The 25128-nt window shown below is 54.1% G+C and carries 20 protein-coding genes and 1 pseudogene; 16 read left to right on the top strand and 5 right to left on the bottom strand.

The annotated features are described in order from the left end of the window. Positions 1–61: 61 nt before the first annotated feature. Together V7Q41_RS03215 and V7Q41_RS03210 are read left to right on the top strand one after the other, a co-directional pair. Positions 62–2634: pseudogene (locus V7Q41_RS03215) on the top strand (bifunctional aconitate hydratase 2/2-methylisocitrate dehydratase). A gap of 19 nt (positions 2635–2653) precedes the next feature. Beyond that, positions 2654–3646: a Bug family tripartite tricarboxylate transporter substrate binding protein gene (locus V7Q41_RS03210; protein WP_333842704.1), complete on the top strand. Its 993-nt coding sequence runs from the start codon at positions 2654–2656 to the stop codon at positions 3644–3646. Positions 3647–3739: 93 nt separating this feature from the next. Here the strand turns inward: V7Q41_RS03210 and V7Q41_RS03205 are convergent, their stop codons facing one another. Next, positions 3740–4606: a TRAP transporter substrate-binding protein gene (locus tag V7Q41_RS03205; RefSeq protein ID WP_333842701.1), complete on the bottom strand. Its 867-nt coding sequence runs from the start codon at positions 4604–4606 to the stop codon at positions 3740–3742. A 104-nt stretch (positions 4607–4710) separates the two neighbouring features. On the opposite strand from V7Q41_RS03205, the gene V7Q41_RS03200 reads away from it, so the two are divergent. Further along, positions 4711–5514, top strand: a complete 804-nt coding sequence (locus V7Q41_RS03200; protein ID WP_333842699.1) for an aldose epimerase family protein — start codon at positions 4711–4713, stop codon at positions 5512–5514. Here V7Q41_RS03200 and garD read toward each other — a convergent pair. Then, positions 5507–7051: a galactarate dehydratase gene (gene garD, locus V7Q41_RS03195; RefSeq protein ID WP_333842695.1), complete on the bottom strand. Its 1545-nt coding sequence runs from the start codon at positions 7049–7051 to the stop codon at positions 5507–5509. The genes V7Q41_RS03200 and garD overlap by 8 nt on opposite strands. 99 nt (positions 7052–7150) lie before the next feature. Here garD and V7Q41_RS03190 point away from each other — a divergent pair, with 99 nt between their 5' ends. The 10 genes from V7Q41_RS03190 (at position 7151) to V7Q41_RS03145 (ending at position 16933) form a co-directional block, all read left to right on the top strand. After that, positions 7151–8185, top strand: coding sequence for a LacI family DNA-binding transcriptional regulator (locus V7Q41_RS03190; protein ID WP_333842693.1), 1035 nt, complete (start codon positions 7151–7153; stop codon positions 8183–8185). 124 nt (positions 8186–8309) lie between these two features. Continuing rightward, a complete protein-coding gene (locus V7Q41_RS03185; RefSeq protein WP_333842691.1) occupies positions 8310–9119 on the top strand; it encodes an NAD-dependent epimerase/dehydratase family protein in 810 nt (269 codons plus the stop codon). 26 nt (positions 9120–9145) lie between these two features. After that, positions 9146–10126 carry a TRAP transporter substrate-binding protein gene (locus V7Q41_RS03180; RefSeq protein ID WP_333842689.1) on the top strand — a complete coding sequence of 327 codons (981 nt, stop codon included), beginning with the start codon at positions 9146–9148 and terminating at the stop codon, positions 10124–10126. Between the two features lie 3 nt (positions 10127–10129). Continuing rightward, positions 10130–10618 (top strand): TRAP transporter small permease, encoded by a 489-nt coding sequence (locus V7Q41_RS03175; protein ID WP_333842686.1) that lies wholly within the window; start codon positions 10130–10132, stop codon positions 10616–10618. Continuing rightward, positions 10609–11892 (top strand): TRAP transporter large permease, encoded by a 1284-nt coding sequence (locus V7Q41_RS03170; RefSeq protein ID WP_333842684.1) that lies wholly within the window; start codon positions 10609–10611, stop codon positions 11890–11892. Before V7Q41_RS03175 ends, V7Q41_RS03170 begins: the two co-directional genes overlap by 10 nt. A 4-nt stretch (positions 11893–11896) precedes the next feature. Continuing rightward, positions 11897–12871: an SMP-30/gluconolactonase/LRE family protein gene (locus tag V7Q41_RS03165; RefSeq protein ID WP_333842681.1), complete on the top strand. Its 975-nt coding sequence runs from the start codon at positions 11897–11899 to the stop codon at positions 12869–12871. A 36-nt stretch (positions 12872–12907) separates the two neighbouring features. Beyond that, complete coding sequence (locus V7Q41_RS03160) at positions 12908–13870, top strand: Bug family tripartite tricarboxylate transporter substrate binding protein (protein ID WP_333842678.1); 963 nt, start codon at positions 12908–12910, stop codon at positions 13868–13870. Positions 13871–13889: 19 nt separating this feature from the next. Then, the gene (gene gudD, locus V7Q41_RS03155) at positions 13890–15221 is read left to right on the top strand and encodes a glucarate dehydratase (protein ID WP_333842836.1); all 1332 of its coding nucleotides are present in this window, start codon (positions 13890–13892) and stop codon (positions 15219–15221) included. Positions 15222–15245: 24 nt separating this feature from the next. Then, positions 15246–16034, top strand: coding sequence for an HpcH/HpaI aldolase family protein (locus V7Q41_RS03150; RefSeq protein WP_333842676.1), 789 nt, complete (start codon positions 15246–15248; stop codon positions 16032–16034). Between the two features lie 17 nt (positions 16035–16051). Next, positions 16052–16933, top strand: a complete 882-nt coding sequence (locus tag V7Q41_RS03145) for a 2-hydroxy-3-oxopropionate reductase (RefSeq protein WP_333842672.1) — start codon at positions 16052–16054, stop codon at positions 16931–16933. Between the two features lie 16 nt (positions 16934–16949). On the opposite strand, the gene V7Q41_RS03140 is transcribed toward V7Q41_RS03145, so the two are convergent. Further along, positions 16950–18485: a sulfatase gene (locus V7Q41_RS03140; protein ID WP_333842669.1), complete on the bottom strand. Its 1536-nt coding sequence runs from the start codon at positions 18483–18485 to the stop codon at positions 16950–16952. A gap of 105 nt (positions 18486–18590) precedes the next feature. Here V7Q41_RS03140 and V7Q41_RS03135 point away from each other — a divergent pair, with 105 nt between their 5' ends. The 3 genes from V7Q41_RS03135 to betC are packed head-to-tail and all read left to right on the top strand — an operon-like array spanning position 18591 to position 21939. Continuing rightward, positions 18591–19328, top strand: coding sequence for a GntR family transcriptional regulator (locus V7Q41_RS03135; protein ID WP_333842666.1), 738 nt, complete (start codon positions 18591–18593; stop codon positions 19326–19328). A gap of 33 nt (positions 19329–19361) precedes the next feature. Next, entirely contained in the window at positions 19362–20357 is a 996-nt protein-coding gene (locus V7Q41_RS03130; protein WP_333842662.1) for a Bug family tripartite tricarboxylate transporter substrate binding protein, read from the top strand. 22 nt (positions 20358–20379) lie between these two features. Next, entirely contained in the window at positions 20380–21939 is a 1560-nt protein-coding gene (betC, locus tag V7Q41_RS03125; protein ID WP_333842660.1) for a choline-sulfatase, read from the top strand. Between the two features lie 81 nt (positions 21940–22020). Here the strand turns inward: betC and V7Q41_RS03120 are convergent, their stop codons facing one another. Together V7Q41_RS03120 and V7Q41_RS03115 are read right to left on the bottom strand one after the other, a co-directional pair. Next, entirely contained in the window at positions 22021–23463 is a 1443-nt protein-coding gene (locus tag V7Q41_RS03120; RefSeq protein WP_333842658.1) for an NAD-dependent succinate-semialdehyde dehydrogenase, read from the bottom strand. Between the two features lie 70 nt (positions 23464–23533). Then, positions 23534–25126 (bottom strand): GMC family oxidoreductase, encoded by a 1593-nt coding sequence (locus V7Q41_RS03115; protein ID WP_333842655.1) that lies wholly within the window; start codon positions 25124–25126, stop codon positions 23534–23536. Between the last annotated feature and the right edge of the window lie 2 nt (positions 25127–25128).

Here is a 25128-nt window from a genome sequence, read left to right as displayed (position 1 = left end):
TCTTATGATTAAGCTTTAAAAAAACACTTAAAAAAGTCACCCATAACTTTGGAATTTTTTTATGAAATTATTGAGTGAACACGCTACAAGCGCTCATGAAAGGTTGGCACTTGGAATTCCTCCTTTACCGCTTTCAGCTGATCAAACCAGAGAATTGACAAGCCTCTTGTCAACGTCATCCTTAACCGACGCCTCTCTTGTGCATCTGTTATCGAATTTAGTTCCTGCCGGCGTGAGTCCATCTGCGCTGGTAAAGGCTGAATATCTCGATAAACTTGCACGCGGTAAGACCAAGTGCGCGACCATTTCTGCAGAAACAGCAATTACTCTTCTGGGCACCATGCTAGGTGGTTACAACGTTCCAATATTAGTCAGCTTGTTGGACCTTGAATCAGTGGCCGCGGCAGCTGCCAACGCTTTAAAAAATACTTTACTTGTCTTCGACCACTTCCATGAAGTCAAGCAAAAAACAGAAGCAGGCAATACGCACGCACTTTCAGTCTTACAAAGTTGGGCAGAAGCGGAATGGTTCACTTCAAGGCCCTTGCCTCTTGCATCAATTTGACTGTACTAAGAATTCCTGGAGAAATAAACACGGACGACCTTTCTCCAGCAAAAGATGCATCCAGCAGGCCAGATATTCCGCTTCACGCGCTTTCTTTCCATCGGTTTTTTGATACTGAGCTTTTAGGATATAAAAGAGGTGAAGGTTCAGTTCTAAATGTCATTGAAGAGTTGAAGAAGAAAGGTTTTCCCCTTGTTTATACAGGTGATGTGGTTGGCACCGGATCGTCACGCAAATCAGCAATCAACTCGCTACTTTGGTGGACTGGCCAAGATATTCCATTCGTACCCAACAAGCGCGCAGGAGGTATTTGTTTTGGAAATAAGATCGCACCCATTTTTTTTAACTCGCTCGAAGATGCCGGTGCACTTCCCATTGAATTAGATGTCAGTAAGTTAAAGATGGGGGATCATGTAGAGCTTCGTGTTTACGATGGTGTGGTTCTTAGAAATTCTGAATCAATCTCTGAATTCAAGTTAAAAAGCGAGGTGATGCTTGACGCTGTCCAAGCAGGTGGCCGAATACCTTTAATTGTTGGGCGAGGCCTTACCTCTAAGGCGCGCGAAGCTCTAGGACTCAAGCCATCAACTGCCTTCAGACTTCCACAAGCTCCTAATTCTCAGGTGACAGGCTTTACGCTAGCTCAAAAAATGGTTGGGCGAGCAATAGGCTTGCCTGAAGGTGTTGGGGTTCGACCAGGCACTTATTGCGAACCAAAGATGACCTCGGTCGGTTCACAAGATGGAACTGGGCCGATGACAAAGAATGAGCTTACTGAACTTGCTTGCTTGGGCTTTGGCGCTGATCTGGTCATGCAGTCCTTTTGTCACACAGCAGCTTACCCGAATGCTGCTGACGTGGAGATGCACCAAAATCTTCCAAGCTTTATGACAACGCGAGGCGCAATCTCTTTACGCCCGGGGGACGGCATCATTCACAGCTGGCTGAATCGAATGCTGCTGCCTGACACAGTTGGAACAGGTGCAGACAGTCACACACGATTTCCGATCGGAATTAGCTTTCCTGCAGGATCAGGACTTGTTGCCTTTGCTGCAGCAACCGGCGTGATACCCCTTGACATGCCAGAGAGCGTACTGGTGCGCTTCAAGGGCGATATCCAACCAGGAATCACCATCCGTGACCTTGTGCATGCAATTCCATATCAAGCGCTAAAAGAAGGACATTTGAACCTTGAAAAAAATGACAAGAAGAATATCTTCTCAGGGAAAATTATCGAGATTGAAGGGCTTCCTGACCTAAAAGTAGAGCAGGCATTTGAGTTCGCCGATGCCACTGCTGAGCGATCTGCTGCTGCATGCACGATTCGTCTGAATAAAGCTCCCGTTGCGGAGTACATCAAGTCAAATATCGCACTGCTGCAAAAAATGGCGAACCAAGGTTACGAAGATAAACGTGCCCTTGAGCGTCGAGTGAGGGCCATGCAAGTTTGGGAAAATTGCCCTACTCTTTTAGAACCTGATCATGACGCAGAGTACTCAACAGAATTGATCATAGATCTAGCAACAATTACAGAACCACTCCTCTGCTGCCCAAATGATCCAGACAACGTGAAGCCACTTTCAGAGGTTGCTGGTACAAAAATTGATGAAGTCTTCATCGGATCGTGTATGACCAATATTGGACATTTTCGGGCAGCTAGCAAGATACTTGAAAATAAAATTGATATACCGACCAAGCTTTGGATTGCCCCTCCAACCAAAATGGACGCTGTAAAGCTTCAAAAAGATGGATACTTTGATATATTGAAAGACTCAGGAGCACGTTTAGAAATTCCTGGCTGCTCTCTTTGCGTGGGTAACCAAGCAGTGGTCAACCAAGGATCAACTGTTATGTCGACCTCCACCAGAAATTTCCCAAACCGAATGGGAAAAGACACAAGCGTTTTCTTAGGATCCGCTGAGCTTGCATCCATTTGCTCCCTCCTTGGATTTATTCCATCTGTATCTGAATACCATAACTACTTAAAGATTTTAGATGGAAGTGCTAACGAAATTTACTCACTCCTGGATTTCTCAAAGGATTCAAGCATGACAACATTTTTGGATTAATCAAGTAGGAAACATAAGTATGAAATTACCATCCATTAAAACTATTCGTAGAAGAACTCTGCTTGAATACGGCTGTCTTTCTCTTGTACCAATTAATGCAGTTTCTCAATCGAATTACCCATCTAAACCGATTCGTTTGATTGTTCAATTTGTACCTGGCGGCAATGTAGATACATTTGCTCGGCTGCTTGCAACCAGACTTTCAATTAAATTAGGGCAACCCGTCTCCGTTGATAATCGAGGCGGTGCCAATGGTGCAATTGCATATCAAGCTTTGGCTTCATCTCCCAAGGACGGTTACACATTGGGTATCGGGCACATTGCTCAGCTGGCGCTTAACCCCCATTTTTTGAAAAATGTGGGATATAAGCCTCTTACTGATTTCACAAGCATTGTTCGATTGGTTGATGCTCCTAACGTTCTGGCCGTTCATCCATCGACTGATGTCAAGACGTTCAAAGAGTTCATGGCTCTTGCAAAACACAAGCCTGGTCAGGTTACTCTTGGCCATGCAGGCGTGGGAACTGTAGGCCACCTCAGTGGCGCATGGCTCGAGAAAGAAGCTGGTGTGGATTTCCTGCAAGTACCCTACAAAGGTTCTGGGCAGATTCTCAATGACCTCTTGAGTGGACAGGTGATGGCAAGTTTTGGTTCTTTGCCTTCGTATATGCCAAGTATTGAAGCAGGAAAGTTAAGAGCTATTGCTGTAACAACAAGCAAGCGTTTACCTGGTTATCCAGAAATTCCAACAATTTCCGAGTCTGGTTATCCTGGATATCATGTAGTCGCTTGGCTAGGACTTATTGGGCCAGCAGGGCTACCATATGAAATTTCCAACTCGTTAGAACTAGCTGCACTCGAAGTGATTTCTGATCCTAAAAATAAGACAACTCTCGACTTAAACGGTTTTTTGCCAAATCCAGCAAACTCTAAAGAATTTACTGCGTTTGTAAAGTCCGAATATGCTTCTTGGGGAAAGATCATCACCGAGCGCGGCTATACAGCTGAGTAATGTCGATAAAAAACTTGCATGCGCAGTAAATGAATTAATTTTAAAAAATTACTCAAGTAATCTTGCATTACGAGAGTAATTTTAGTCAATAAATCATGATTTTTTTTGCTGTAAAAAACGCTCAGCAGCAGTGTCGTTAATCGAATTCCATAAGAGTTGGTCTTTCTGGAAAGATTTAAAGTTAGATAAGATTTTTGCGAAAAGTGGGTTCTTAGTAGCGTTGTCATCTAAAACTTCATCGGCAGCCTTTTGCATTCCACGCATTACCTCAGTCGGCCAAGTGCTTAACTGAACTCCGCCGCCAACAATTCGTTTCAATGCAGGAATATTTAAAGCATCATACTTTGCGAGCATGTCGATTGAAGCCTCACTACATGCTGACTGCAAAACTGCTCGGTATGGGACTGGCAAAGCCTCCCAAGCTTGCTTGTTGACTAATAGAGAAAGAGATGCGTTTAATTCCATTACTCCGGGTCCGTAATAGAATTTAGCAACCTTGTTCAAACCTAACTTTTCGTCATCATAAGGCCCGACCCACTCAACAGCATCAATAGTTCCTTTATCCATTGAAGTGTAGATTTCACCCCCGGGGATTTGTTGTGGAATAGCACCAAGTTTGGCATAAACTTGACCAACTAGGCCTGGGCTTCTTATACGTAAGCCTTTAAGATCATTTAAATTATTAATCTTTTTCCTAAACCACCCACCCATTTGTGCGCCAGTATTTCCAGCGGGAAATTGAATAATATTAAATTTAGAATACACATCCCGCATCAACTCCAGACCACCACCGTAATTCATCCATGCATGTTGTTGACGAGGTGTAAGTCCGAACGGAACACCTGTGTCAAATACAAGCGCAGACTCTTTCCCAAGATAATAAAATCCCGCAGTGTGGCCGCACTCAACTGAGTTGTTTTGAACAGCATCTAATATACCTAAAGCTGAGCTGGTTGCCATGGGTGCATTTGAGATGTGGCGACTACGAGGCTTGGATCTCACCTGGGGCAGGTGGCCGGCTTTGCAGATTGATCTGGCATGGGCCAAATGGCGATAGAAATCTTGTGGTCCCGGTAGACACCCATCTGCCGTTTGATCAAGACGCGTGGCCTAAGCAGGGCGCATTTCCGATGGTGCCTTACAGCAATCGGTTGAAAGATGGGCGATTTCAATGGGATGGCAATGATTACCAAATTCGCTTAGTCCCAGGGCACGGCTATGGACTTCATGGATTCGGTCATCGACAAGCATGGCAAGTCGATGAGGTACACGCGCACTCCGTGTCCATGCGCTTGCGCCACGAAGCCGATGCCATTGAGTGGCCTTGGTCATTCACGGCGCGACTTGTGTATTCACTGTCAGACCACGGCCTTGCAGTGGATTTGATGATTCGTAACGAGTCCGCCACGTCGATGCCAGCGATTCTTGGCTGGCATCCCTACGTCCCTGCCCTTTGGTTTAGCGGCGACAGCGCTTGTGGGATGGCATGTGCGGTGCATGATGTGGATGATGACGGTTCATGCACCTTAGACATTACGGGGAACGAGCCCCAACACATCGTGGCAAATTACGGCTCTCCCCACACACTGGCGCTTCAGGACTTGCGTTCCAACTGGTCGATTCAGTCATTCATGCGTGAGCGATGGATTTTGACGACAGACGCTGCACACCTCGTTCACCATGTGCCCAAAGAATTGGCCTACGCCTGCATTGAACCAGTGGGTGCATTGCCGGGCGCTTTGGGCTTAGCCTCTGGCCATGCTCTGCAAAATGAAATTAGCCTAGAGTCCAACACTTGTCGCCATTTGAAATGCAGACTTCAAGCCACGACTGAGGACAGCCAGGCTGCACACGCAGGCTTTAGGTGACAGGCGCGGGATTGAACAACACCAAGGCGTTGTGCAGTTTCCAGTGCTCGGCCCATGTTTTTTTGCGACCGCTGGCCACTTCCAGCATGAGCTCAAACAACTCCATACCCACCTCTTCAATTGTTTTGGTGCCGTCGGCAATCGCGCCCGCATTCACATCCATCAGGTCATGCCAGCGTCGCGCAAGATCAGTGCGTGTGGCCACTTTGATAACAGGACACTCAGCCAAACCGTAAGGGGTACCGCGCCCTGTGGTGAACACATGCAAGTTCATGCCTCCTGCGAGTTGCAAGGTCCCACAAATGAAATCACTCGCAGGCGTGGCCGCATAAATCAAGCCTTTTTGCTTGAGCTTTTCGCCCGGTGACAACACCCCAGAAATCGGCATAGTGCCTGACTTGACGATGGAGCCCATGGCTTTTTCAACGATGTTGGACAGGCCCCCCTTTTTGTTGCCCGGTGTGGTGTTGGCACTGCGATCGACCTTGCCACGGTCAAGATAAGCGTCGTACCAAGCCATCTCACGAATCATGGCCTCGGCCACCGCTGGCGAGGTGGCGCGAGAGGTGAGTTGGTCAATGCCATCGCGCACTTCCGTTACCTCTGAAAACATCACACTGGCGCCCGCTCGTACCAATAAATCGGAGCAATAGCCTACGGCTGGATTGGCAGTCACGCCCGAGAACGCATCGCTGCCACCGCATTGCACCCCCACCACCAATTCGCTGGCAGGCACGGTCTCACGGCGGCGTTGGTTCAAGCGCTGCAAATGTTGCTCGGCTGCTGCCATGATGGCGTCAATCATCGACATGAAGCCTACATGCGCTTGGTCTTGCAGGCACACCACATCCAGTGCCTCGCCTCGCTGGTCGTTGATGGGGATTGCACCCGGTGGCATCAAGCGATCAGGCTGCAACTTTTCGCAGCCCAAGCTCACCACCATCACTTCACCACCAAAGTTGGGGTTGAGGCTGATGTTGCGCAGGGTACGAATGGGAATTTCTGCGCCATCAGCATCAATGGCTACGCCACAGCCGTAGGTGTGCTCAAGGCCCACCACATCATCCACATGGGCAAACTTGGGCAGCAGCTCCGCCTTGATGCGCCCAACGGCAAACTCAACCACACCGGACACACATTGCACCGTGGTGGTGATCGCCAAAATATTGCGGGTGCCCACGGAACCGTCGGCATTGCGATAACCCTCAAAGGTGTAGCCCTCGAGCGGCGGCAGGGATTTGGGCTTCACCGTGGCCATGGGCAAGTTGTTTAAACCGCGCACCGACGGCATTTGCAGCAAACGTTCATGCACCCAACTGCCGGCTGGAATATCTTTCAAGGCATAACCAATGGCAATCCCATAGCGCAGTACCGCACCCTCCGCAGGAATGTCGACCAAAGCCACCTTGTGGCCCTGCGGCACAGCGTCACGCAAACACAAACCATCTGGCAACACCGTCCCTTGGGGCAAACCGCCGTGGTTGGCCACAATCGCCACATTGTCTTGGTCCTGCATTCGGATGGTCAGTGGGGTCATCAAGGTCTCCTAACTTTTGGCTTCCCGTCGAAACCTTTACAAACCCAATGATAGCGGTACCATATAGAAACGTGCAAGCACGGTTCGCCAAACAATTTCATGACCGACAAAGAACACCCCAAACGCTCACGCCGCAGCAGCGGCGCCATCACCCTGCGCGATGTGGCCATGCTCGCGGGGGTGGCACCCATCACAGCGTCACGTGCCATCAATACGCCCAACCAAGTCTCGCCCGATGTGTTGCGCAAAGTGCAAGAGGCTGTGCAGCGCACAGGCTATGTGCCCAACCGCATCGCCGGTGGCCTGGCTTCTTCACGCAGCCGACTCATTGCGGCGGTGGTGCCTAGCACGGTGGTGTCGGTATTCATGGAGACCATCGAGTCTTTGAACGGCACTTTGTTTGATGCGGGCTACCAGCTGATGCTGGGTCAATCAGGCTACTCTGCCGAACGCGAAGAACTGCTGCTTGAAGCCATCATTGGCCGCCGCCCCGACGGCATTTTCATCACTGGCATCTTGCCGCCGGGCAAGGCACGCACGCGCCTGATGGCATCGGGCATCCCCGTGGTCGAGACGTGGGACTTGACCCCTACACCGATTGACATGCTGATTGGCTTTTCTCACTCGGACATTGGGCGCGAAGTGGCTCAGTTTTTGATGCACAAAGGCTACAAAAAATTTGCCATCGTCCGCGCCGAAGACGAGCGCGCCGACCGCCGCACCACGGCCTTTCAAGAGACTGTCGCTCAGCAAAATTTGCCACCCGTATTCATCACCAATGTGGGTGCCTCACGCTCCCTCAAAAGCGGTCGCGAAGCCATGTCTCGGATCTTGACCGAAGCACCCGATACCCAAGCTATTTTTTGCAGCTCTGACCTCTTGGCTCTGGGTGTCATGACCGAGGCCCGCGCCCGTGGTTTGACAGTGCCAGACGACATTGCCGTGGTGGGCTTTGGTGATGTGCCTTTTGTAGCAGACATGGTACCCGCCCTCACCACCGTGCGCATCAATGGCGGGCAAATTGGCCAACTCGCAGCGCAATTTTTGATCGATCGCGCCGACGGCCGATCCGTTGAACCACGCATCGTGGATGTGGGCTTTTCCATCATCGAGCGTGACAGCACCCGCACCTAGCGAAAACCCTGATTTAAAAGTATTGACGGCCTGTTTCGGTGTGGCTAAGATGGCCAAAATCATTTTGGTAGCGCTACCAATTTAAACATGGCAATCCATTTCTCTTGATCGAAACTTCACATCTATGGCCACTTCCTCTCACATGTATCCCCGCCTGCTGTTGACAGGTGCTGCAGGTGGTCTTGGGCGCATCCTTCGCAAACGCCTCAAAGCGCGCTGCGATGTGCTCAGAGTCAGCGACTTGGAGAATTTGGGCTCAGCTGAACTCGGCGAAGAAGTCATGCACGCCCCGTTGCAAGATCGCCCCGCAGTTTTCAAGCTACTGGAGGGCGTGGACGCTGTCGTGCATTTGGGTGGCATCTCAACTGAACAGCCCTTTGACGACATCGTGCAAGCCAACATCATTGGCGCTTACAACCTGTATGAAGCCGCCCGCACACACGGCACACGCCGCATTGTGTTTGCCAGCTCCAATCACGTGACAGGGTTTTATCGCCAAGACGAAGTGGTCAATGCCTCGATGCCCGTTCGTCCAGATGGGTATTACGGCCTGAGTAAAGCCTTTGGCGAAAACTTGGCGCGTTTTTACTTTGACCGCTATGGCATTGAAACCGTTTGCTTGCGCATTGGTTCCTCATTTGCAGAACCCAAAGACCGCCGCATGCTCGCCACATGGATGAGCTATGACGACCTTGAGCGGTTGGTCATCGCCAGCCTGAACTCTCCCGTCGCGGGGTTCAGCGTGATTTATGGCATGTCAGATAACCACCACGTGTGGTGGGACAACACAGCCGCCAAACACATTGGCTATCGCCCGCAAGACAGCTCCGAGCCGTTTCGCGCCGCGCTAGAAGCCAAGCAACTCACCCTCGATTTGAATGACCCCGCCGTGATTTACCAAGGCGGTGGTTTTGTCAAAGCCGGTCCTTTCTGAATTTCAAACCACAACAGGAGACAGCCATGAAAATTCGCTCAAATTCACTCAAACCCTTGGTCGCTGCTGCGGCAACATCGCTTTTTGCGATGGCTGCACACGCCACTGAATTCCGCTCATCAGACATTCACCCCGATGACTACCCCACTGTGCAAGCGGTGCGGCATATGGGCGAAGAGCTAAGCAAAGCCACCAACGGCAAACACAGCATCCGAGTGTTCTCCAAGTCGGCACTGGGCAACGAGAAAGACACCATTGAGCAAACCAAACTCGGGGCCATTGCCATGACCCGTGTCAACGTAGCGCCCATGAACAACATTTGCGCTTCCACCATGGTGCCCACCATGCCGTTCTTATTCCGCTCCACCGAGCACATGCGCAAAGTGTTGGACGGCGCGATTGGCGAAGAAATCCTGAGAGACTGCGAAGCCCAAGGTTTTATCGGCTTGGCGTTTTATGACTCGGGCGCACGCTCCATCTACACCGTGAAAAAACCCATCAAAACTTTGGCAGATACCAAAGGCTTGAAGGTGCGCGTGCAGCAAAGCGATTTGTGGGTGTCCTTGCTCGAAGCCATGGGCGCTAATGCAACGCCAATGCCGTTTGGTGAGGTCTATACCGCGCTCAAAACCGGCTTGGTCGATGCCGCAGAAAACAACTACCCCTCTTATGAGAGCTCGCGTCATTTTGAAGTAGCCAAGTACTACAACAAAACTGAGCACTCGATGGCCCCTGAAATCTTGCTGTTTTCAAAGAAGGTGTGGGACACGCTTCCTGCTGACGAGCAAAAACAAATCCGCGCTGCCGCCAAAGAGTCTGTGACTTACATGCGCAAGCTTTGGGATGAGCGTGAGACCAAATCACTCGCCATCGTGAAAGCGGGGGGCGCAGAGATTGTGGAGATCGACAAGGCCGCGTTCCAAGCTGCGATGAAACCTGTGTATGACAAGTTCTTGAAAGACCCCAAACTCCAAGACATGGTCAAACGCATCAACGCCGTCAGGTAACGCATGTACACACGCTTTTGTGCCGCCCTTGCGCGGCTGTGTTTAAAGGTAGGCGTTGGCGGTCTGCTGCTGCTGATAGTGGCCGTGCTCTACCAAGTTGTGGGCCGCTACGTGTTGAATGACACGCCTACCTGGGCTGAGAGTAGCGCAGTGCTGCTCGTGCTCTACGTGACCATGCTGGGCATGGCCGTGGGCGTGCGCGATGCGGGGCACATAGGCTTGGAGTCTTTGCTGGTGCTTGTGCCTGAGGGTATACGCCTGAAGATGGAGTTGCTGATCCACGCCCTCGTGTTGGGGTTTGGCTTGGTGATGGCCTACAACTGCGCCGTGCTGGCACAAAGCGTGTGGGATTACAAAATCCCAACCCTCGGCTTGTCCGAGGCATTCAAATACGCACCGCCAGCTTTTGCTGGCTTGTTGATCGCCTTATTTTCTTTGGAACACATCATCGCTTTGGTGCGCGGTGAAGAGGTGGAGCCCGCATGGCACTGACTATTTTGTGTGTGAGCTTCACGCTACTTTTGCTTCTAGGCGTGCCCGTGGCGTTTTCCATCGGTTTGTCTTCATTGGCAGCCTTGATGTTTGAAGGCATGCCCTTGGCGGTCGGCTTTCAGCAAATGATTTCTGGGATGAACCCGTTCTCATTCCTGGCCATTCCTTTTTTCATCTTCGCGGGTGAAATCATGATGTACGGCGGTATCGCCGACAAGATAGTCAACTTTGCCAAATCTCTGGCAGGCCATCTGCGTGGCGGCTTGGGTATGAGCAACGTGCTGGCGTGTACCTTGTTTGGTGGCGTATCTGGATCCCCCGTCGCCGACGTGTCAGCCATGGGCGCCGTGTTGATTCCGCAAATGAAAAAAGAAGGCTATGACGCCGACTACGCGGTCAACGTCACCACCCATGCCTCATTGGTGGGTGCTTTGATGCCTACCAGCCACAACCTCATCATCTTTGCATTAGCGGCAAGTGGCAAGGTGAGCATTGCAGCTTTGATTTTGGCGGGTATCGTGCCTGCCGTTGTGTTGACCATTTGCAATTTGGTTGCGGCCTATGCTGTGGCTGTCAAGCGTGGCTACCCCGCTGGGACTTTCCCAGGCTGGTCAGTGGTGGGTTACTCCTTCGCGCAATCCTTGCCAGGACTCTTTGTCGTGGTCATCATCATCGCAGGCATTTTGTCTGGCGCATTCACAGCAACCGAGTCCGCCTCTGTTGCGGTTATTTGGGCGCTTTTCTTAGCAGCCTTCGTCTACAAAAAGCTCACCCGTGAGCAGTTGCTCAAAGCAGCGTCAAAAGCTGTGAAAAGCACCGGCTCCGTCTTGCTGTTGATTGGTATCAGCTCGATGTTTGGCTATTTGATTGGCCTATACGGCGTGGCAGAACTGACGGGTCAAATGTTGTCAAGCTTAAGCTCCACACCATGGGTCATTTTCCTATGCGTCAACATCATCTTGTTTGTGCTGGGTACGTTCCTTGACATGGCTGCTACGATTTTGATTTGCACGCCAATCTTCTTACCCATCTGCCAACAAATGGGCATGAGCACCGAACAGTTTGGCATCGTCATGCTCATCAACTGCGCGCTGGGCTTGAACACGCCACCTGTTGGCACGACGCAATTTATTGGTTGCACGATTGGTGAGATCTCGGTGGGCACGGTCATGAAAACCATTTGGCCGTTCTACGGCGGATTGATTGCAGCCTTGATGCTGGTCACCTATGTACCCGCCTTCTCCATGTGGCTGCCCAACTTAATTTTGAAATAGCACCATGACCACTGGACCTGAAATTGCTTTTGACACCAACGCCCGCTACCCCGACCCTCGCGTCGAGGTCTTGGATGAACGATTTTTGAGTCTGCGCTTGTTCAGCGCCAGCGTCGAGCAGCTTGCTAGCGGCATGCGTTGGGCAGAAGGTCCGGTGTGGTTTGGGGATGGGCGTTATTTGCTGATCTCAGACATTCCCAACAACCGCATCCTGCGATGGGATGAAGCGTCTGGTCATGTGAGTGAATTTCGCAAACCATCGCACAACACCAATGGCTTGACGCGCGATGCACAAGGCCGTCTGCTGAGCTGTGAGCACCAAACACGCCGCATCACACGCACGGAATACAACGGGACGATCACCGTATTAGCAGATCAATTTGAAGGCAAGCGTTTGAACTCCCCCAACGACATCGTGTGCCAACGCAATGGCACCGTGTGGTTCACCGATCCACCCTTTGGCATCTCAGGCGATTGGGAGGGTGATGCGGCACCAGCTGAACTGCCTCATGCCTTGTATCGCATCCGTGCTCACGATGGCTCGCTCCAACAAGTGCTTACAGACATTGATGGACCCAACGGGCTTGCATTTTCACCCGATGAATCTGTTTTCTATTTGGTCGAGAGCCGAGCCAAGCCTCATCGCAAAGTATGGGCTTACGACGTTGATTTGAACGGCGATTTATCTCACAAGCGCGTGGTGATTGATGCCAATGGGCCAGGCGCGTTAGATGGAATTGCAGTGGACATCAACGGCAACATTTGGTGTGGCTGGGGCAGCGACGGCTCGGCGCACGCCAAACCCGAAGCGCTGGATGGCGTGCGCGTGTTCGCACCCGATGGAACAGCCATTGGCCACATCCATTTACCAGAGCGCTGTGCCAACCTGTGCTTTGGCGGGGTCAAAAACAACCGCCTTTTTATGGCGAGCAGTCACTCGCTGTATGCGCTCTACACCAACACACGTGGCGCAACCTAAGCACCGCCTTTTCATACACACACAAGGAGAGCCAAAATGAACAAACGTCAACTATTTTTAAGCCTAATGATGAGCGTTTGCGCCGCGGGGACTGCACACGCCTGGCCTGACAAACCTGTTACTTTGGTGGTTCCCTTCCCGCCTGGTGGCGCCACAGATTTGATTGCCCGCACCTTGATGCCTAAGCTACAAGAAAAACTGGGCGGCAGCTTTATCACCGAGAACAAAGCAGGCGCGACTGGCACGATTGGCGCGGGCTTGGTGGCACGCGCACCGGCAGATGGCCACACGCTGTTGGTGTCTTCCCTCGGGCCTTATGTGATTGCGCCGCATCTGCTGGCCAAAGTACCCTATGACGCGCTGAAAGATTTCGACTACATCAGCATTGCTGTACAAGCCCCTAATGTGTTGGTTGTGCCTGCCAGCTCACCGCATAAATCCATGGCCGATGTGATTAACTTCCAAAAGGCTAACCCCAACAAGATGACCTTTGCCTCATCCGGCAACGGCAGCAGCGACCACCTGACCGCCGAGTTGTTTTGGCTACAAACCGGCACCACCGGCATCCATGTGCCCTACAAAGGCGGTGGCCCTGTGATGATCGATTTGCTCGGTGCACAAGTGGACTCATCGTTCATGAACATCAACACAGCCATGCCGCAAATCTTGGCTGGCAAACTGCGCGCCCTCTCCATCACCAGCGTCAAGCGCTCTCCCCTATTGCCCAATGTGCCATCACTCGAAGAGTTGGGCATCAAAGAGGCCAATGTGTATTCATGGCAAGCCATTGCAGCACCCAAAGGTTTGCCGGCCGACATCAAAACCAAACTGCATGCGGCCATTGTGGCCGGCTTGAATGACCCACAAGTCAAAACTAAATTGCTCGACTTAGGTTTTGAGATAGTGGCCAACACACCCGAACAATTCACTGCTTACCAAGCATCTGAATTCGTGCGCTGGAAAAAGCTGATTGAAACCCGCAACATCAAAGCCGACTGAGTTGGCCATCCAAGACCTCATGCCTCACACCTCCCCCGTCATCACACAGTTGCGCGTCATCCCCGTTGCGGGGCATGACAGCATGTTGATGAACCTCTCTGGCGCACACGGCGCCTTTTTCACGCGTAACTTGCTCATCCTGACCGACAACGCTGGCCGCACGGGTCTTGGCGAAGTGCCTGGTGGGGAAAAAATCCGCGCCACTTTGGAAGATGCCACCGAACTGGTCGTGGGCCAAAGCATTGGCAATGTGCAAGCGGTGCTCAACACCATGCAAAAGAAATTTGCAGACCGTGACACCGGTGGTCGCGGCTTACAAACCTTTGACTTGCGCACCACCATCCATGCCGTGACGGCAGTGGAGTCAGCCTTGCTCGACTTGCTTGGCCAGCATTTGAACGTGCCAGTGGCCGCGCTCTTGGGCGAAGGGCAGCAACGCAGCTCGGTTGAGATGTTGGGCTATTTGTTTTTCATCGGTGACCGCACCCAAACCGACCTGCCCTATCGCACCGAGCACGAGGCCGACAACGCATGGTTTCGCCTGCGTAACGAAAAAGCCATGACTCCCGAATCGGTGGTGCGTTTGGCCGAAGCGGCGCGCGAAAAATACGGCTTCAACGACTTCAAACTCAAAGGAGGCGTGCTCGCAGGCGAGGCTGAGATTGAGGCAGTCACGGCCTTGCACCAACGCTTTCCAGACGCTCGCGTGACGCTAGACCCCAATGGCGGCTGGCTGCTCAAAGATGCGGTACGTTTGATGCGCGACATGCGCGGTGTCGTCGCTTATGCCGAAGACCCTTGCGGGGCAGAGGACGGTTTCAGCGGACGCGAGGTGATGGCAGAGTTTCGCCGCGAAACCGGCTTGCCCACAGCCACCAACATGGTGGCCACCGATTGGCGACAACTGGTGCATTCGCTCTCACTGCAAAGCGTGGATATTCCCTTGGCAGATCCCCACTTTTGGACCATGGCCGGCTCAGTGCGGGTGGCGCAAACCTGCCGCGATTGGGGTCTGACATGGGGCTCACATTCCAACAACCATTTCGACGTTTCACTGGCCATGTTCACCCATGTCGCCGCAGCCGCACCAGGCAAAGTCACCGCCATTGACACCCATTGGATTTGGCAAGATGGTCAAGGCCTCACCAAAGAGCCTTTGCAAATCGTCAATGGCCATGTGGAAGTTCCCAACAAGCCAGGACTGGGCATTGAGCTAGACATGGTGGAAGTCGAAAAAGCCCATCAGCTCTATTTGCAGCACGGCCTTGGCGCGCGCAATGACGCCATGGCCATGCAATACCTCATCCCCGGCTGGTCGTTTGATCACAAGCGCCCTTGCATGGTTCGATAACTATTTTCTTCTAAGACACACACCATGCGCCCCAACAAAATCAGAGAGATTTGGCAAGCCGGCGGAGCCGTCGTGAATGGTTGGCTCGCCATCCCCAACAGCTTTTCGGCTGAAACAATGGCCCACCAAGGCTGGGATTCACTCACCATCGACTTACAACACGGCGTGGTGGACTACCAAGCCATGGTCACCATGCTGCAAGCCATCTCCACCACCGAAACTGTTCCTGTGGTGCGGGTGCCTTGGCTAGAACCTGGGATATTGATGAAGACATTGGATGCAGGCGCTTACGGCGTGATTTGCCCCATGGTCAACACCAAAGAAGATGCACAAAAACTGGTGGCCTACACCCACTATGCGCCAAAAGGCACGCGCAGTTTTGGCCCCGTGCGCGCCCTGCTCTATGGCGGTGCTGACTACCCCAAGCACGCCAACGACACCATCGTGACCTTTGCCATGATTGAGACTGCAGCAGCGCTCGAGAATTTGGATGACATCCTCAGCGTCGAGGGTTTGGACGCCATCTACATCGGGCCCTCTGATTTGTCTTTGGCCTTGGGTTGCAACCCCACCTTTGACGACCTCGACCCCAAAGCCGCTGAGGCAGTGGATCACATCTTGGCACGTGCCAAAGCACACGGCGTGGTGGCAGGCATTCACAACGGCACGCCAGAGTCCGCGCAAAAACGCTTGGCCAAAGGTTTTCAGTTTGTCACCGTGAGCTCAGATGCACGCTTGATGGCGGCTGGGGCTCAGCAAGTCATCTCCAAAATGCGCGCATCAAAGTTAACTGTGTCATCTGGCAGCTACTGAATTGAATAGGAATTTTTATGAAGATCGGTTTTATCGGACTCGGCATCATGGGTTCTCCCATGGCGCAACATCTGTTGGCAGCTAAGCATGAGATGTTCATTCGCACTCGCAGCAAAGTACCTGTCGAGTTGGCCAATGCCCATGTGTGTGCCACCAATGCCGATGTAGCTCGCGCCGCAGACATCATCTTTTTGATGTTGCCCGATACGCCCGATGTGGACGCTGTGCTATTTGGTCAAGGTGGTGTGGCCGAAGGTTTGAGTCAAGGAAAAATCGTGGTGGATATGAGTTCCATCTCCCCCATGGAGACCAAAACCTTTGCACAAAAAATCAACGCCTTGGGTTGCGAATATTTAGACGCCCCCGTCTCGGGCGGCGAAGTTGGCGCCAAAGCAGCCAGCCTCACCATCATGGTGGGCGGCTCACAAGCCACCTTCAACACGGTGAAGCCTTTGCTTGAATTGATGGGCAAAAACATCACCCTCGTGGGTGTCAATGGCGACGGCCAAACCACCAAAGTGGCCAACCAAATCATCGTCGCGTTGAACATTGCTGCTGTAGGCGAAGCTTTGTTGTTTGCTAGCAAAGCAGGCGCAGACCCAGCCAAGGTACGTGCTGCACTCATGGGTGGTTTTGCCTCGAGCCGTATTTTGGAGGTGCATGGCGAGCGCATGATCAAGCGAACTTTTGATCCTGGCTTTCGCATCGCCTTGCACCAAAAAGACTTGGCCTTGGCACTCAATGGCGCCAAATCCATGGGTGTGTCACTGCCTCAAACGGCGGGTGCAGCGCAACTCATGCAAGCCTGTGCGGCCAATGGGTGGGGGCAACTTGACCACTCCGCTTTGGTCAAGGCACTGGAATTAATGGCAGCACACGAGGTTGTAGCTTTGACATAAACGGCTGCCTAGCGATTTATGGCTTGTGTGGCACCGGTAAGTCCAGTCGCAAAAATGCTTCAGCTGGGGCATCATTTTTTTCCATGATGGCACCGATCTGCGCCATCAAGCGTTGTTCCACTGCCGCGTCACGGATAGGCTGCAATTGCGCCGGGTCCGCTGCCAGATCGAACAAAACAGTTGTGGTGTCTTCATAGCCACTTCCCTGCCCTGTGTGGCCGACCGGCTGGCCTTTGGCATTGCGCCGCGCCGGTACTTTGAGCAAGGGCACGCCTTGTGTGAAGTTAAAGCCACGCGCCAATTCGGCCTGGGCCAAATCAGAGACGGCAAACATGGACTTGAGGTGCATGGGCATCAAGGTGTACTCAAACAAATCCTGGCGCGTCATGTCCTGCGGGTAACGCAAATAGGTGTAGCGCCCGTCGGTGATGTTGGTGGCCGCGCCAAACATGCCGTAAATCGCCGCTTCACGCAACTGCATGTCTTGCGCCAGCACAGGCAACAGCGAGTGGCCTTCCACTGTGGCCGGTGGTTTGACCCCGTGCAAATCGAGCAAGGTAGGCATCAAGTCGGTGGTCTGCGTGAGGGTCTGACGACGCTGACCCGCTTGGGCGGTGAAAGCGGGGTGTGCAATCAGCAGCGGAATATGCGCGATTTCATTGAAAAAAGGCATGCGGTTTTTTCCCCACCAGTCGTGCTCGGCCAGCAAAAAGCCGTGGTCGGTGCTGAGGATGAGGGTGGTGTCCTCCCACATGGCGTGGCGATCCATGTAATCGAGTAGGCGGCCAAAGTATTCGTCGCACATGCTCAGCAAGGCGGCATAGTTGGCACGCATCTCCTGAACTTCCAGCGCGGTTTCCTCATGGCGTTTGTAGCGCGGCCAATCCAGGATTGGGCCGTTGTAGCCCGTGGGGTAGCGCTCGCGAAAACGGGCCGGCGCGGAAAAAGGCTCGTGCGGATCAAAGCACTCCAAGTGCAGCACCCAGTTGTCCGCATGCCGGTTGGTGTCCAAAAAATCAAAGCCAGCCTGAAAGCTGCGCGGGCAGCAGTAGTCTGCCTCGTCTTGCATGTACTCGCGGTTCACCATGGTTTGCAGTCGCCCATCGTTGGGACCTTCGGGCTGCTGCATCGGGTGATACATCTGCTTGAACCGATCGAGGGGCGGCTGCACCATGGCCTTCCATTTGTCCCACTCTTGGCCGCGTATGAACTCCCAGGACGAATAGCGGTTGTGGTAAGTGGCCCCGCCGTCTTCCCAGTAGTGGTAGTGATCTGAAATCAGGTGTGTGTAAGTGCCTTGGGCACGCAGCAGCTCAGAAAACGACTGGTCAAACGGCTCGAGCGCACCCCAGCTGCGGTGCAAAAAATTCAAGCGTCCGGTATGCAGGTCACGCCGGGCGGGCATGCAGGGCAGACTGCCTGCGTAGTGGTTATCAAACGTTACCGCACGCTGTGCAAAGCGTTTGAACTGAGGGGTAGCCACGTCGCTGCCGCCATAGCATTCCAGCGCATTACGCACCAACGAATCAAACAATACAAAAATAGTTTTCATTGGGCAGCCTTTAAGACAAGCGTGCACTTCAAGCTGATTTGGGCCTGACGGTTTATGGGCGTGCAGCCCAACACATGTTACTATAGGTAGAACTATCAGATATTTATGCAGTCCTCGGCCCATCCCATCTTTCCTGACAGCCCTGTCCCACTGTATTCACAGCTGGCCGACTTGTTGCGTCAGCGTGTTCGGCGTGGTCTGTGGGGGCCGGGCGCTAAAGTTCCGTCGCTGGAAGCCTTGGTGGCGGAATTTCAGGTCGCTCGCATCACGGTTCGCCAGGCCATAGACATTCTGACCCGCGAAGGCCTGTTGCTGCCGCAGCGCGGGCGGGGTACCTTTGTGACCGATCAAATTCACACCGAACACTCCCTGACACTCGAGACCTCCTTGAGTGGCTTAGCGGATGCATACCGCAACGACAAGCCTGATTTGACGCTTTTGGAAGAGTCTGGCGTGCAACCGCCGCTCAGTGCCATGGACGGCAGCGCTGCGCCCGCTTACCACCATATGCGCCGTGTTCATTCGCGGGATGGTCAGGCCTATTGCGCCGCCTCGCTCTACATTGACCAGCGCGTCTTTCGCCAAGCCCCCAAGCGCTTTCGCCAAGAAACGGTTATTCCGGTCATGGTGGATTTGCCAAAAGTGACGATCGCTTCAGCCCGCCAGACTTTGCGTATTTCCACGGCCGATTTAGAAATCGCGCACCTGCTTGCAGTCGCGGTTGGATCGCCAGTTGCAGAAGTTCGACGTCTTTGCTTGGCGCCTGACGGCACCGTGTTGTACCTTGGGCAAATTACCTACCGCGGTGATTTCATCCAATTCGAAATGCAGCTCACGCTGTAGAAAACTTTTTCAATCCACACGAAGGACGCTTCCATGTATAAAAACGCATCTACCGGACGTCGCGCACTGAACACCTTGCTGCTCGCCAGCGGCATGTTTGTGCTTTGCCTGCCCTGGGCACAGGCCCAAAGCTATCCAAATAAACCAGTGCGTGTGGTCGTACCGTGGCCTGCTGGTGGTCTCGTAGATGTTGCGGCGCGCCAACTCAGCACCCGATTACAAAACACCCTGGGGCAGCCTTTTACGGTAGAAAACAAGCTCGGTGCAGGCGGCAATATCGGAGCCGACCAAGTGGCCAAAGCCAGTGCGGACGGCTACACCCTGCTGTTTACCACCAGCGCTTTGACGATTGCCACAGCCATGCGAGCCCCTATGAGCTTTGACGCAGTGAAGGATTTGGAACGCGTGGCAGTGGTGGCCTCCGGCCCGCAAGTGCTGGTGGTCCACACAGGCAGCAAGATCAACTCCTTGCAAGACTTGATCACGGTCGCACGCGCCAATCCTGGCAAGTTGAGCTATGCGTCTGCGGGCCTTGGATCGCCCGCGCACTTGACCGGCGAATTATTGAAGTCCAGGCTCAATTTATTTGTCGTCCATATTCCCTACACAGGTGCGCCTGCGGCCATCAACGACCAAATAGCCGGTCGCATCGACTACCAGTTTGCCAATGCCGCGGTGGCTTTGCCTCAGATCAAAGCAGGCAAGTTGCGTGCACTGGCAGTCACCAGCCCGCAACGCATGCCTGGCCTGCCGCAGGTGCCCACCATGGCAGAGGCTGGCATGAAAGATTTTGAAGTCGAGCAATGGCTCGGACTTTTGGCTCCCAAGGGAACGCCAGTGGTGGTGGTTGACAAATTGGTGGGCGAAATCAACAAAGTGCTGATGCAAGAGGACTTTGGTCTTGCCATGGCCAACATCGGTATGCAAAGCGCAAAACCGGGCAAGCCAGAAGCGTTTGAGGCATTTTTCAATCAAGAGCTGGGGCAATGGATCAAAGTGGTCAAAGCAGCAGACATCAAGCCCGATTAAGTCGCCTTGCCCCATTGCAGCGATGAATCACGTTCAACCCAATATCTTGCTGGTCATGGCCGATCAATTGGCCGTCCCCACCTTGCCCTTTCACGGGCACCCGCTGGTTCAGACCCCGCATTTAAGCCGCTTGGCCGCCCAAGGCGTGGTGTTTGACAGCGCCTACTGCAATTTCCCGATCTGCGCACCCTCACGCGTGTCCATGCTCACCGGGCGCTTGCCCCACGCCGTGGGCGCGTATGACAACGCGGCCGAATTTCCCTCCGCCACACCGACCGTGGCGCATTACCTGCAGCATGCGGGTTACCGCACGATCTTGTGCGGCAAGATGCATTTCATTGGTGCAGATCAGTTGCATGGTTTTGATGAACGCTTGACCACCGACATTTACCCCGCCGACTTTGCCTGGACGCCCGACTGGCGCAAAGGCCCCGCCTACCGACCCACCGGCGTGAGCATGCGCCCGGTGCTGGAGGCGGGCCCCTGTGTGCGCAGCATGCAAATTGACTACGACGACGAAGTGGAATACAAAGGCGCGCAGTGCCTCTACGACTTGGCGCGGTCACCAAGTGACAAACCGTTTTTCCTGACGGTCTCTTACACCCACCCACATCCGCCATTTGTGGCACCGCAGCGCTTTTGGGACTTGTACCGCGAAGAGGACATAGACGCGCCGCGTGTGCCCCCTATCCCCTATGAAGCGCTGGACGTCCACAGCCAGTGGCTGTATGTGGCCCATGCGCAAGATCTGTACAGCGTGTCCGAAGCGCAGGTTCGCCGCGCGCGCCATGCCTACTATGGCATGGTGAGTTATGTGGATGAAAAAATTGGCCGCATCCTGAATGTGTTGGAAGAGACCGGCTTACAAGACAACACCGTGGTGGTGTTTTGCGCTGACCATGGTGAGATGCTGGGCGAACGCGGCATGTGGTTCAAACAATGCTTTTTCGAGTCCTCGGTGCGTGTGCCGCTGATTGTCTCCATGCCCAAGCGCTTTGCGCCTGCGCGGGTGAGTGAACATGTTTCGCTAGTGGATCTGCTACCGACCTTGCGCGACCTCGCCCATGAGGGGCAGCCGCCCCCCGCAGTCGGCCCTTTGCATGGGCAAAGCCTTTTGGGCTTGCTGCAAGGCGCAGCCGAGCCACAACGCTGCGTGGTGTCGGAATACAGTTCCGAAGGCGTGATGGCCCCCTCGCGCATGGTGCGCATGGGCCCTTGGAAATACATCTTCACGCACGGCCTAGCGCCTTTGCTGTTCAACCTAGACAACGATCCCGACGAACTCGACAACCTAGCCGGGCAAACTGCACACACACAAACCGAGCAAACCCTGCATGCCCGATTGGTGCAGGATTGGGATCCGCCCACCGTGCATGCGCAAATTTTGGCCAGCCAGCAAGAGCGCTTGTTTTTGGCAGAAATTGCCAACCGGTCCGAGGCCAAGTCCAACTGGGCCTACCAACCCTTTGTGGATCAAAGTCAGCGATTCATACGCGGCTCGGGGACTGCTGGGCCGACTGCGGTGAAAGCGCGTGCGCGCTTTCCTTTCGTCGAGCCTGTGCAACCCGATCTCAACAAGTGAAGCCCTCGCACACGCGACAGGCGCAAATTAGAACGGCTGAATTAGAACGGCCTCAACGGGTGGATGAGGCCATCTCATCCGCTACAACAAGCCGGCTTGCGAAATGAACTTTGGGTTCAGATAAGCCTGCAGCGCCTCGGTGCCACCTTCCGAGCCGTAGCCTGAGTCTTTGACGCCGCCAAAAGGTGTTTCTGGCATGCCCAAGCCCAGATGGTTGATGCTGACCATGCCGGCTTGCACGGCGCCACCGATTTGCTGGGCTGTGCGGGCAGAGCGGGTCCATGCATAGGCGGCTAGGCCGACGGGCAGGCGATTGGCTTCGCGCACCGCATCATCAAAGGTGGCAAAGGGGTTGATCAGCGCGATCGGACCAAAAGGTTCTTCGTTCATCAGCCGGGCCTCAGGCGGTACTTCGGTCAGCACCGTAGGAGCAAAGAAATGACCTGCACCGTCCAGCGCTTTGCCACCTAGCTGGAGCTTGGCATGGTGGGTTTGCGCATCAGCCGTCAGGCTGTTCATTGCGCTGAGCCGTCGTGGGTTGGCCAAAGGCCCCATGGTGGTGGCCGCATCGAGTCCGTTGCCCAATTGCAAGCTTCGGGCTTGTGCCACAAACTGCTCGACGAATGCTTGGTAGACGCCTTCTTGCACCAAAAAACGCGTGGGAGAGACGCACACCTGGCCCGCATTGCGAAACTTTCCTGCCAGCATCGTTTTGGCCGCCAGCGCCACATCGGCATCGTTAAAAATGATCACCGGTGCATGGCCGCCAAGTTCCATGGTCATGCGCTTCATATGTTCGCCCGCTAAGGCTGCAAGTTGCTTTCCCACTGGCGTAGAGCCGGTAAACGATATTTTTCGAATCACCGGGTGTGCGATTAAGAAAGACGAAATGTGAGCAGGGTCTCCGTAAACCAGATTGACAACGCCATCGGGCACACCAGCATCAATAAAAACACGAATCAACTCGGCTGGTGAGGCTGGCGTTTCTTCGGGTGCCTTGACAATGATGGAACACCCCGCCGCCAAAGCTGCAGACAGCTTGCGCACGATTTGATTGATTGGAAAGTTCCAAGGTGTAAAAGCAGCCACGGGCCCCACGGGCTCTTGGATGACCAATTGGTAGACGTCTTGCTGGCGTGGGGGGATCACCCTGCCATAAGCCCGTCGCCCCTCTTCGGCAAACCAGTCGATGGTGTCTGCAGCGGCCAGAATTTCCATCCGCGCCTCTGCCAAAGGTTTGCCCTGCTCCTGAGTCATCAGCCTAGCCACGTGCTCAAGCCGCTCGCGTAACAACTGCGCGGCTTTGCGCAAGATTTTGTAGCGTTCAAACGCACTGGTGATTCGCCAACGGGCAAAGCCACGCTCGGCAGCATCGGCCGCCTCGGCCAGATCGGCGGTCTCGGCGCATGCCACCTGACCCAGTACTTTGCCAGTGGCGGGGTTGTGCACAGGCAGCTGGCGCGCGCCAGCACCCTCTCGCCAGTGTCCGTTGATATAAAGCTGAATGTCAGGATAGTCAGTCATGGGTCAGGGGTCGCTGAAAAGGTAAAAAAATATCGCCAACAAGGAATCAATGGCGCATGGGGGGATGTGTTTAAACGGCGTCCTGCAGCAGCATGGCGACCCCCTTTTCGCCGATCATGATGGTCGCAGCATTTGTGTTGGCCGACACCACGCGCGGCATGACCGAGGCATCCATCACACGCAGACCCTCTACACCGTGAACCCTCAGTTCTGGGTCGACTACCGCAAGGTCGTCATCTCCCATGCGGCAGGTGCTGGTTGGATGAAACACGGTGCTGCCGAAGTTGCGCGCGAAGGCCTCCAAGTCGCTCGGGCCTGGCAGCTTCTCCTCGACCCAGAGATGGGCAAAACTCTTTTGCTGGTAAATCTCACGACACATGCCCAGACCCTCCACCAGGGTTCGGACATCGAGCGATTCTTTCAAGTAATTGGACACAATGGTCGGCGCTTGCTGCGGATCCGCACTTTGTATACGAAGCGAACCCCTGGACATCGGACGACATTGGCACACCGAGACGGTGAAGCCCGGGTATTCGTGCAAAGGCGTGCCCGGTTTGTCAACTGACAACGGCATCACATTGAACTGAATGTCGGCGCGACCGTCTTGGGCATTCGAGGTGCGGGCGAAACCCCCCACCTGCCCTGCGCCCACCGTCAACGGGCCACGCGCATCAAACAACCATTGCAGCCCCATACGCGCCAGACCTATGGGGCTGCGTACTTGGTTATTGAGTGAAATGCGATCTTTGAGGCGCACGATGGTGCGGGCTTGGTAGTGATCTTGCAGATTCTCACCCACCTCAGGCGCGTCGTGCACCACAGGAATGCCCAATGCGCGCAAGTGATCAGCTGGACCCACGCCAGAGAGTTGCAAAAGCTGAGGGCTTTGGAGCGAACCGGCACACAGGATCACATCGCCGTCGCAGCGAAAGGTTTGCTCTTGCCCATCTTGACGGCACACCACGCCAACTGCACGGCCTTGCTCGATCAACACGCGCGAGACCAGTACCCCCGTCGCTATCGTCAAACCTGAGTGGTGTTCCACAGGCCGCAAGAAGGCCGCCGCTGTGCTGGATCGCCACCGGCCCTTGATGGACAATTGGTAGCGGCCCACCCCGTAGTCGGTCTCACCATTGAAGTCTGGGTTGAAAGGCAGCCCGTATTCTTGCGCCGCATCCAACCATGCCTGGCAACTCGGGTCATCGTTTTGTAGCTCGGATACGCCCAACTCGCCTTGCGTGCCATGGTAGTGATTGGCTTGACCAGCGAACGCCTCTGATTTGCGAAAAAATGGCAGCACATCAGCGTAGGACCAACCCTTTGCGCCCAAGCGCTCCCAGCCATCGTAATCGGCGTGTTGCCCGCGGATGTAGATCAGCCCGTTGATCGAGCTCGAACCACCCAAGATGCGACCGCGTGGCCAGATGATGGGGCGGTTGCCGCTCTCAGGCTGCGGCTGCACTTGAAACTGACGGGCGAAGCGCTCGTCAAAGATGGTTCGGAAGTAACCCACCGGCAGCTTGAGCCACAAGGAGCGATCGGCACCGCCCGCCTCCAGCATCAGCACACGCCGACCCGCGCGAAGCAGCCGGTTAGCCACCACGCAGCCAGCCGAACCCGCGCCAACCACAATATGATCCCAATTGCCGGTGATGTTTGACATCG

Source organism: Limnohabitans sp. (assembly GCF_036804465.1).
GTDB lineage: Bacteria > Pseudomonadota > Gammaproteobacteria > Burkholderiales > Burkholderiaceae_C > Limnohabitans.
This window is presented reverse-complemented; position numbering and strand designations above follow the sequence as displayed.

Bases quoted from the DNA above. Each gene is read 5' to 3' on its own strand.
- V7Q41_RS03210 (WP_333842704.1), top strand. From the start codon at position 2,654: ATGAAATTACCATCCATTAAAACTATTCGTAGAAGAACTCTGCTTGAA.
- V7Q41_RS03205 (WP_333842701.1), bottom strand. From the start codon at position 4,606: ATGGCAACCAGCTCAGCTTTAGGTATATTAGATGCTGTTCAAAACAAC.
- garD (WP_333842695.1), bottom strand. From the start codon at position 7,051: ATGACCCCACTGACCATCCGAATGCAGGACCAAGACAATGTGGCGATT.
- V7Q41_RS03190 (WP_333842693.1), top strand. From the start codon at position 7,151: ATGACCGACAAAGAACACCCCAAACGCTCACGCCGCAGCAGCGGCGCC.
- V7Q41_RS03185 (WP_333842691.1), top strand. From the start codon at position 8,310: ATGGCCACTTCCTCTCACATGTATCCCCGCCTGCTGTTGACAGGTGCT.
- V7Q41_RS03180 (WP_333842689.1), top strand. From the start codon at position 9,146: ATGAAAATTCGCTCAAATTCACTCAAACCCTTGGTCGCTGCTGCGGCA.
- V7Q41_RS03175 (WP_333842686.1), top strand. From the start codon at position 10,130: ATGTACACACGCTTTTGTGCCGCCCTTGCGCGGCTGTGTTTAAAGGTA.
- V7Q41_RS03170 (WP_333842684.1), top strand. From the start codon at position 10,609: ATGGCACTGACTATTTTGTGTGTGAGCTTCACGCTACTTTTGCTTCTA.
- V7Q41_RS03165 (WP_333842681.1), top strand. From the start codon at position 11,897: ATGACCACTGGACCTGAAATTGCTTTTGACACCAACGCCCGCTACCCC.
- V7Q41_RS03160 (WP_333842678.1), top strand. From the start codon at position 12,908: ATGAACAAACGTCAACTATTTTTAAGCCTAATGATGAGCGTTTGCGCC.
- gudD (WP_333842836.1), top strand. From the start codon at position 13,890: ATGCCTCACACCTCCCCCGTCATCACACAGTTGCGCGTCATCCCCGTT.
- V7Q41_RS03150 (WP_333842676.1), top strand. From the start codon at position 15,246: ATGCGCCCCAACAAAATCAGAGAGATTTGGCAAGCCGGCGGAGCCGTC.
- V7Q41_RS03145 (WP_333842672.1), top strand. From the start codon at position 16,052: ATGAAGATCGGTTTTATCGGACTCGGCATCATGGGTTCTCCCATGGCG.
- V7Q41_RS03140 (WP_333842669.1), bottom strand. From the start codon at position 18,485: ATGAAAACTATTTTTGTATTGTTTGATTCGTTGGTGCGTAATGCGCTG.
- V7Q41_RS03135 (WP_333842666.1), top strand. From the start codon at position 18,591: ATGCAGTCCTCGGCCCATCCCATCTTTCCTGACAGCCCTGTCCCACTG.
- V7Q41_RS03130 (WP_333842662.1), top strand. From the start codon at position 19,362: ATGTATAAAAACGCATCTACCGGACGTCGCGCACTGAACACCTTGCTG.
- betC (WP_333842660.1), top strand. From the start codon at position 20,380: ATGAATCACGTTCAACCCAATATCTTGCTGGTCATGGCCGATCAATTG.
- V7Q41_RS03120 (WP_333842658.1), bottom strand. From the start codon at position 23,463: ATGACTGACTATCCTGACATTCAGCTTTATATCAACGGACACTGGCGA.
- V7Q41_RS03115 (WP_333842655.1), bottom strand. From the start codon at position 25,126: ATGTCAAACATCACCGGCAATTGGGATCATATTGTGGTTGGCGCGGGT.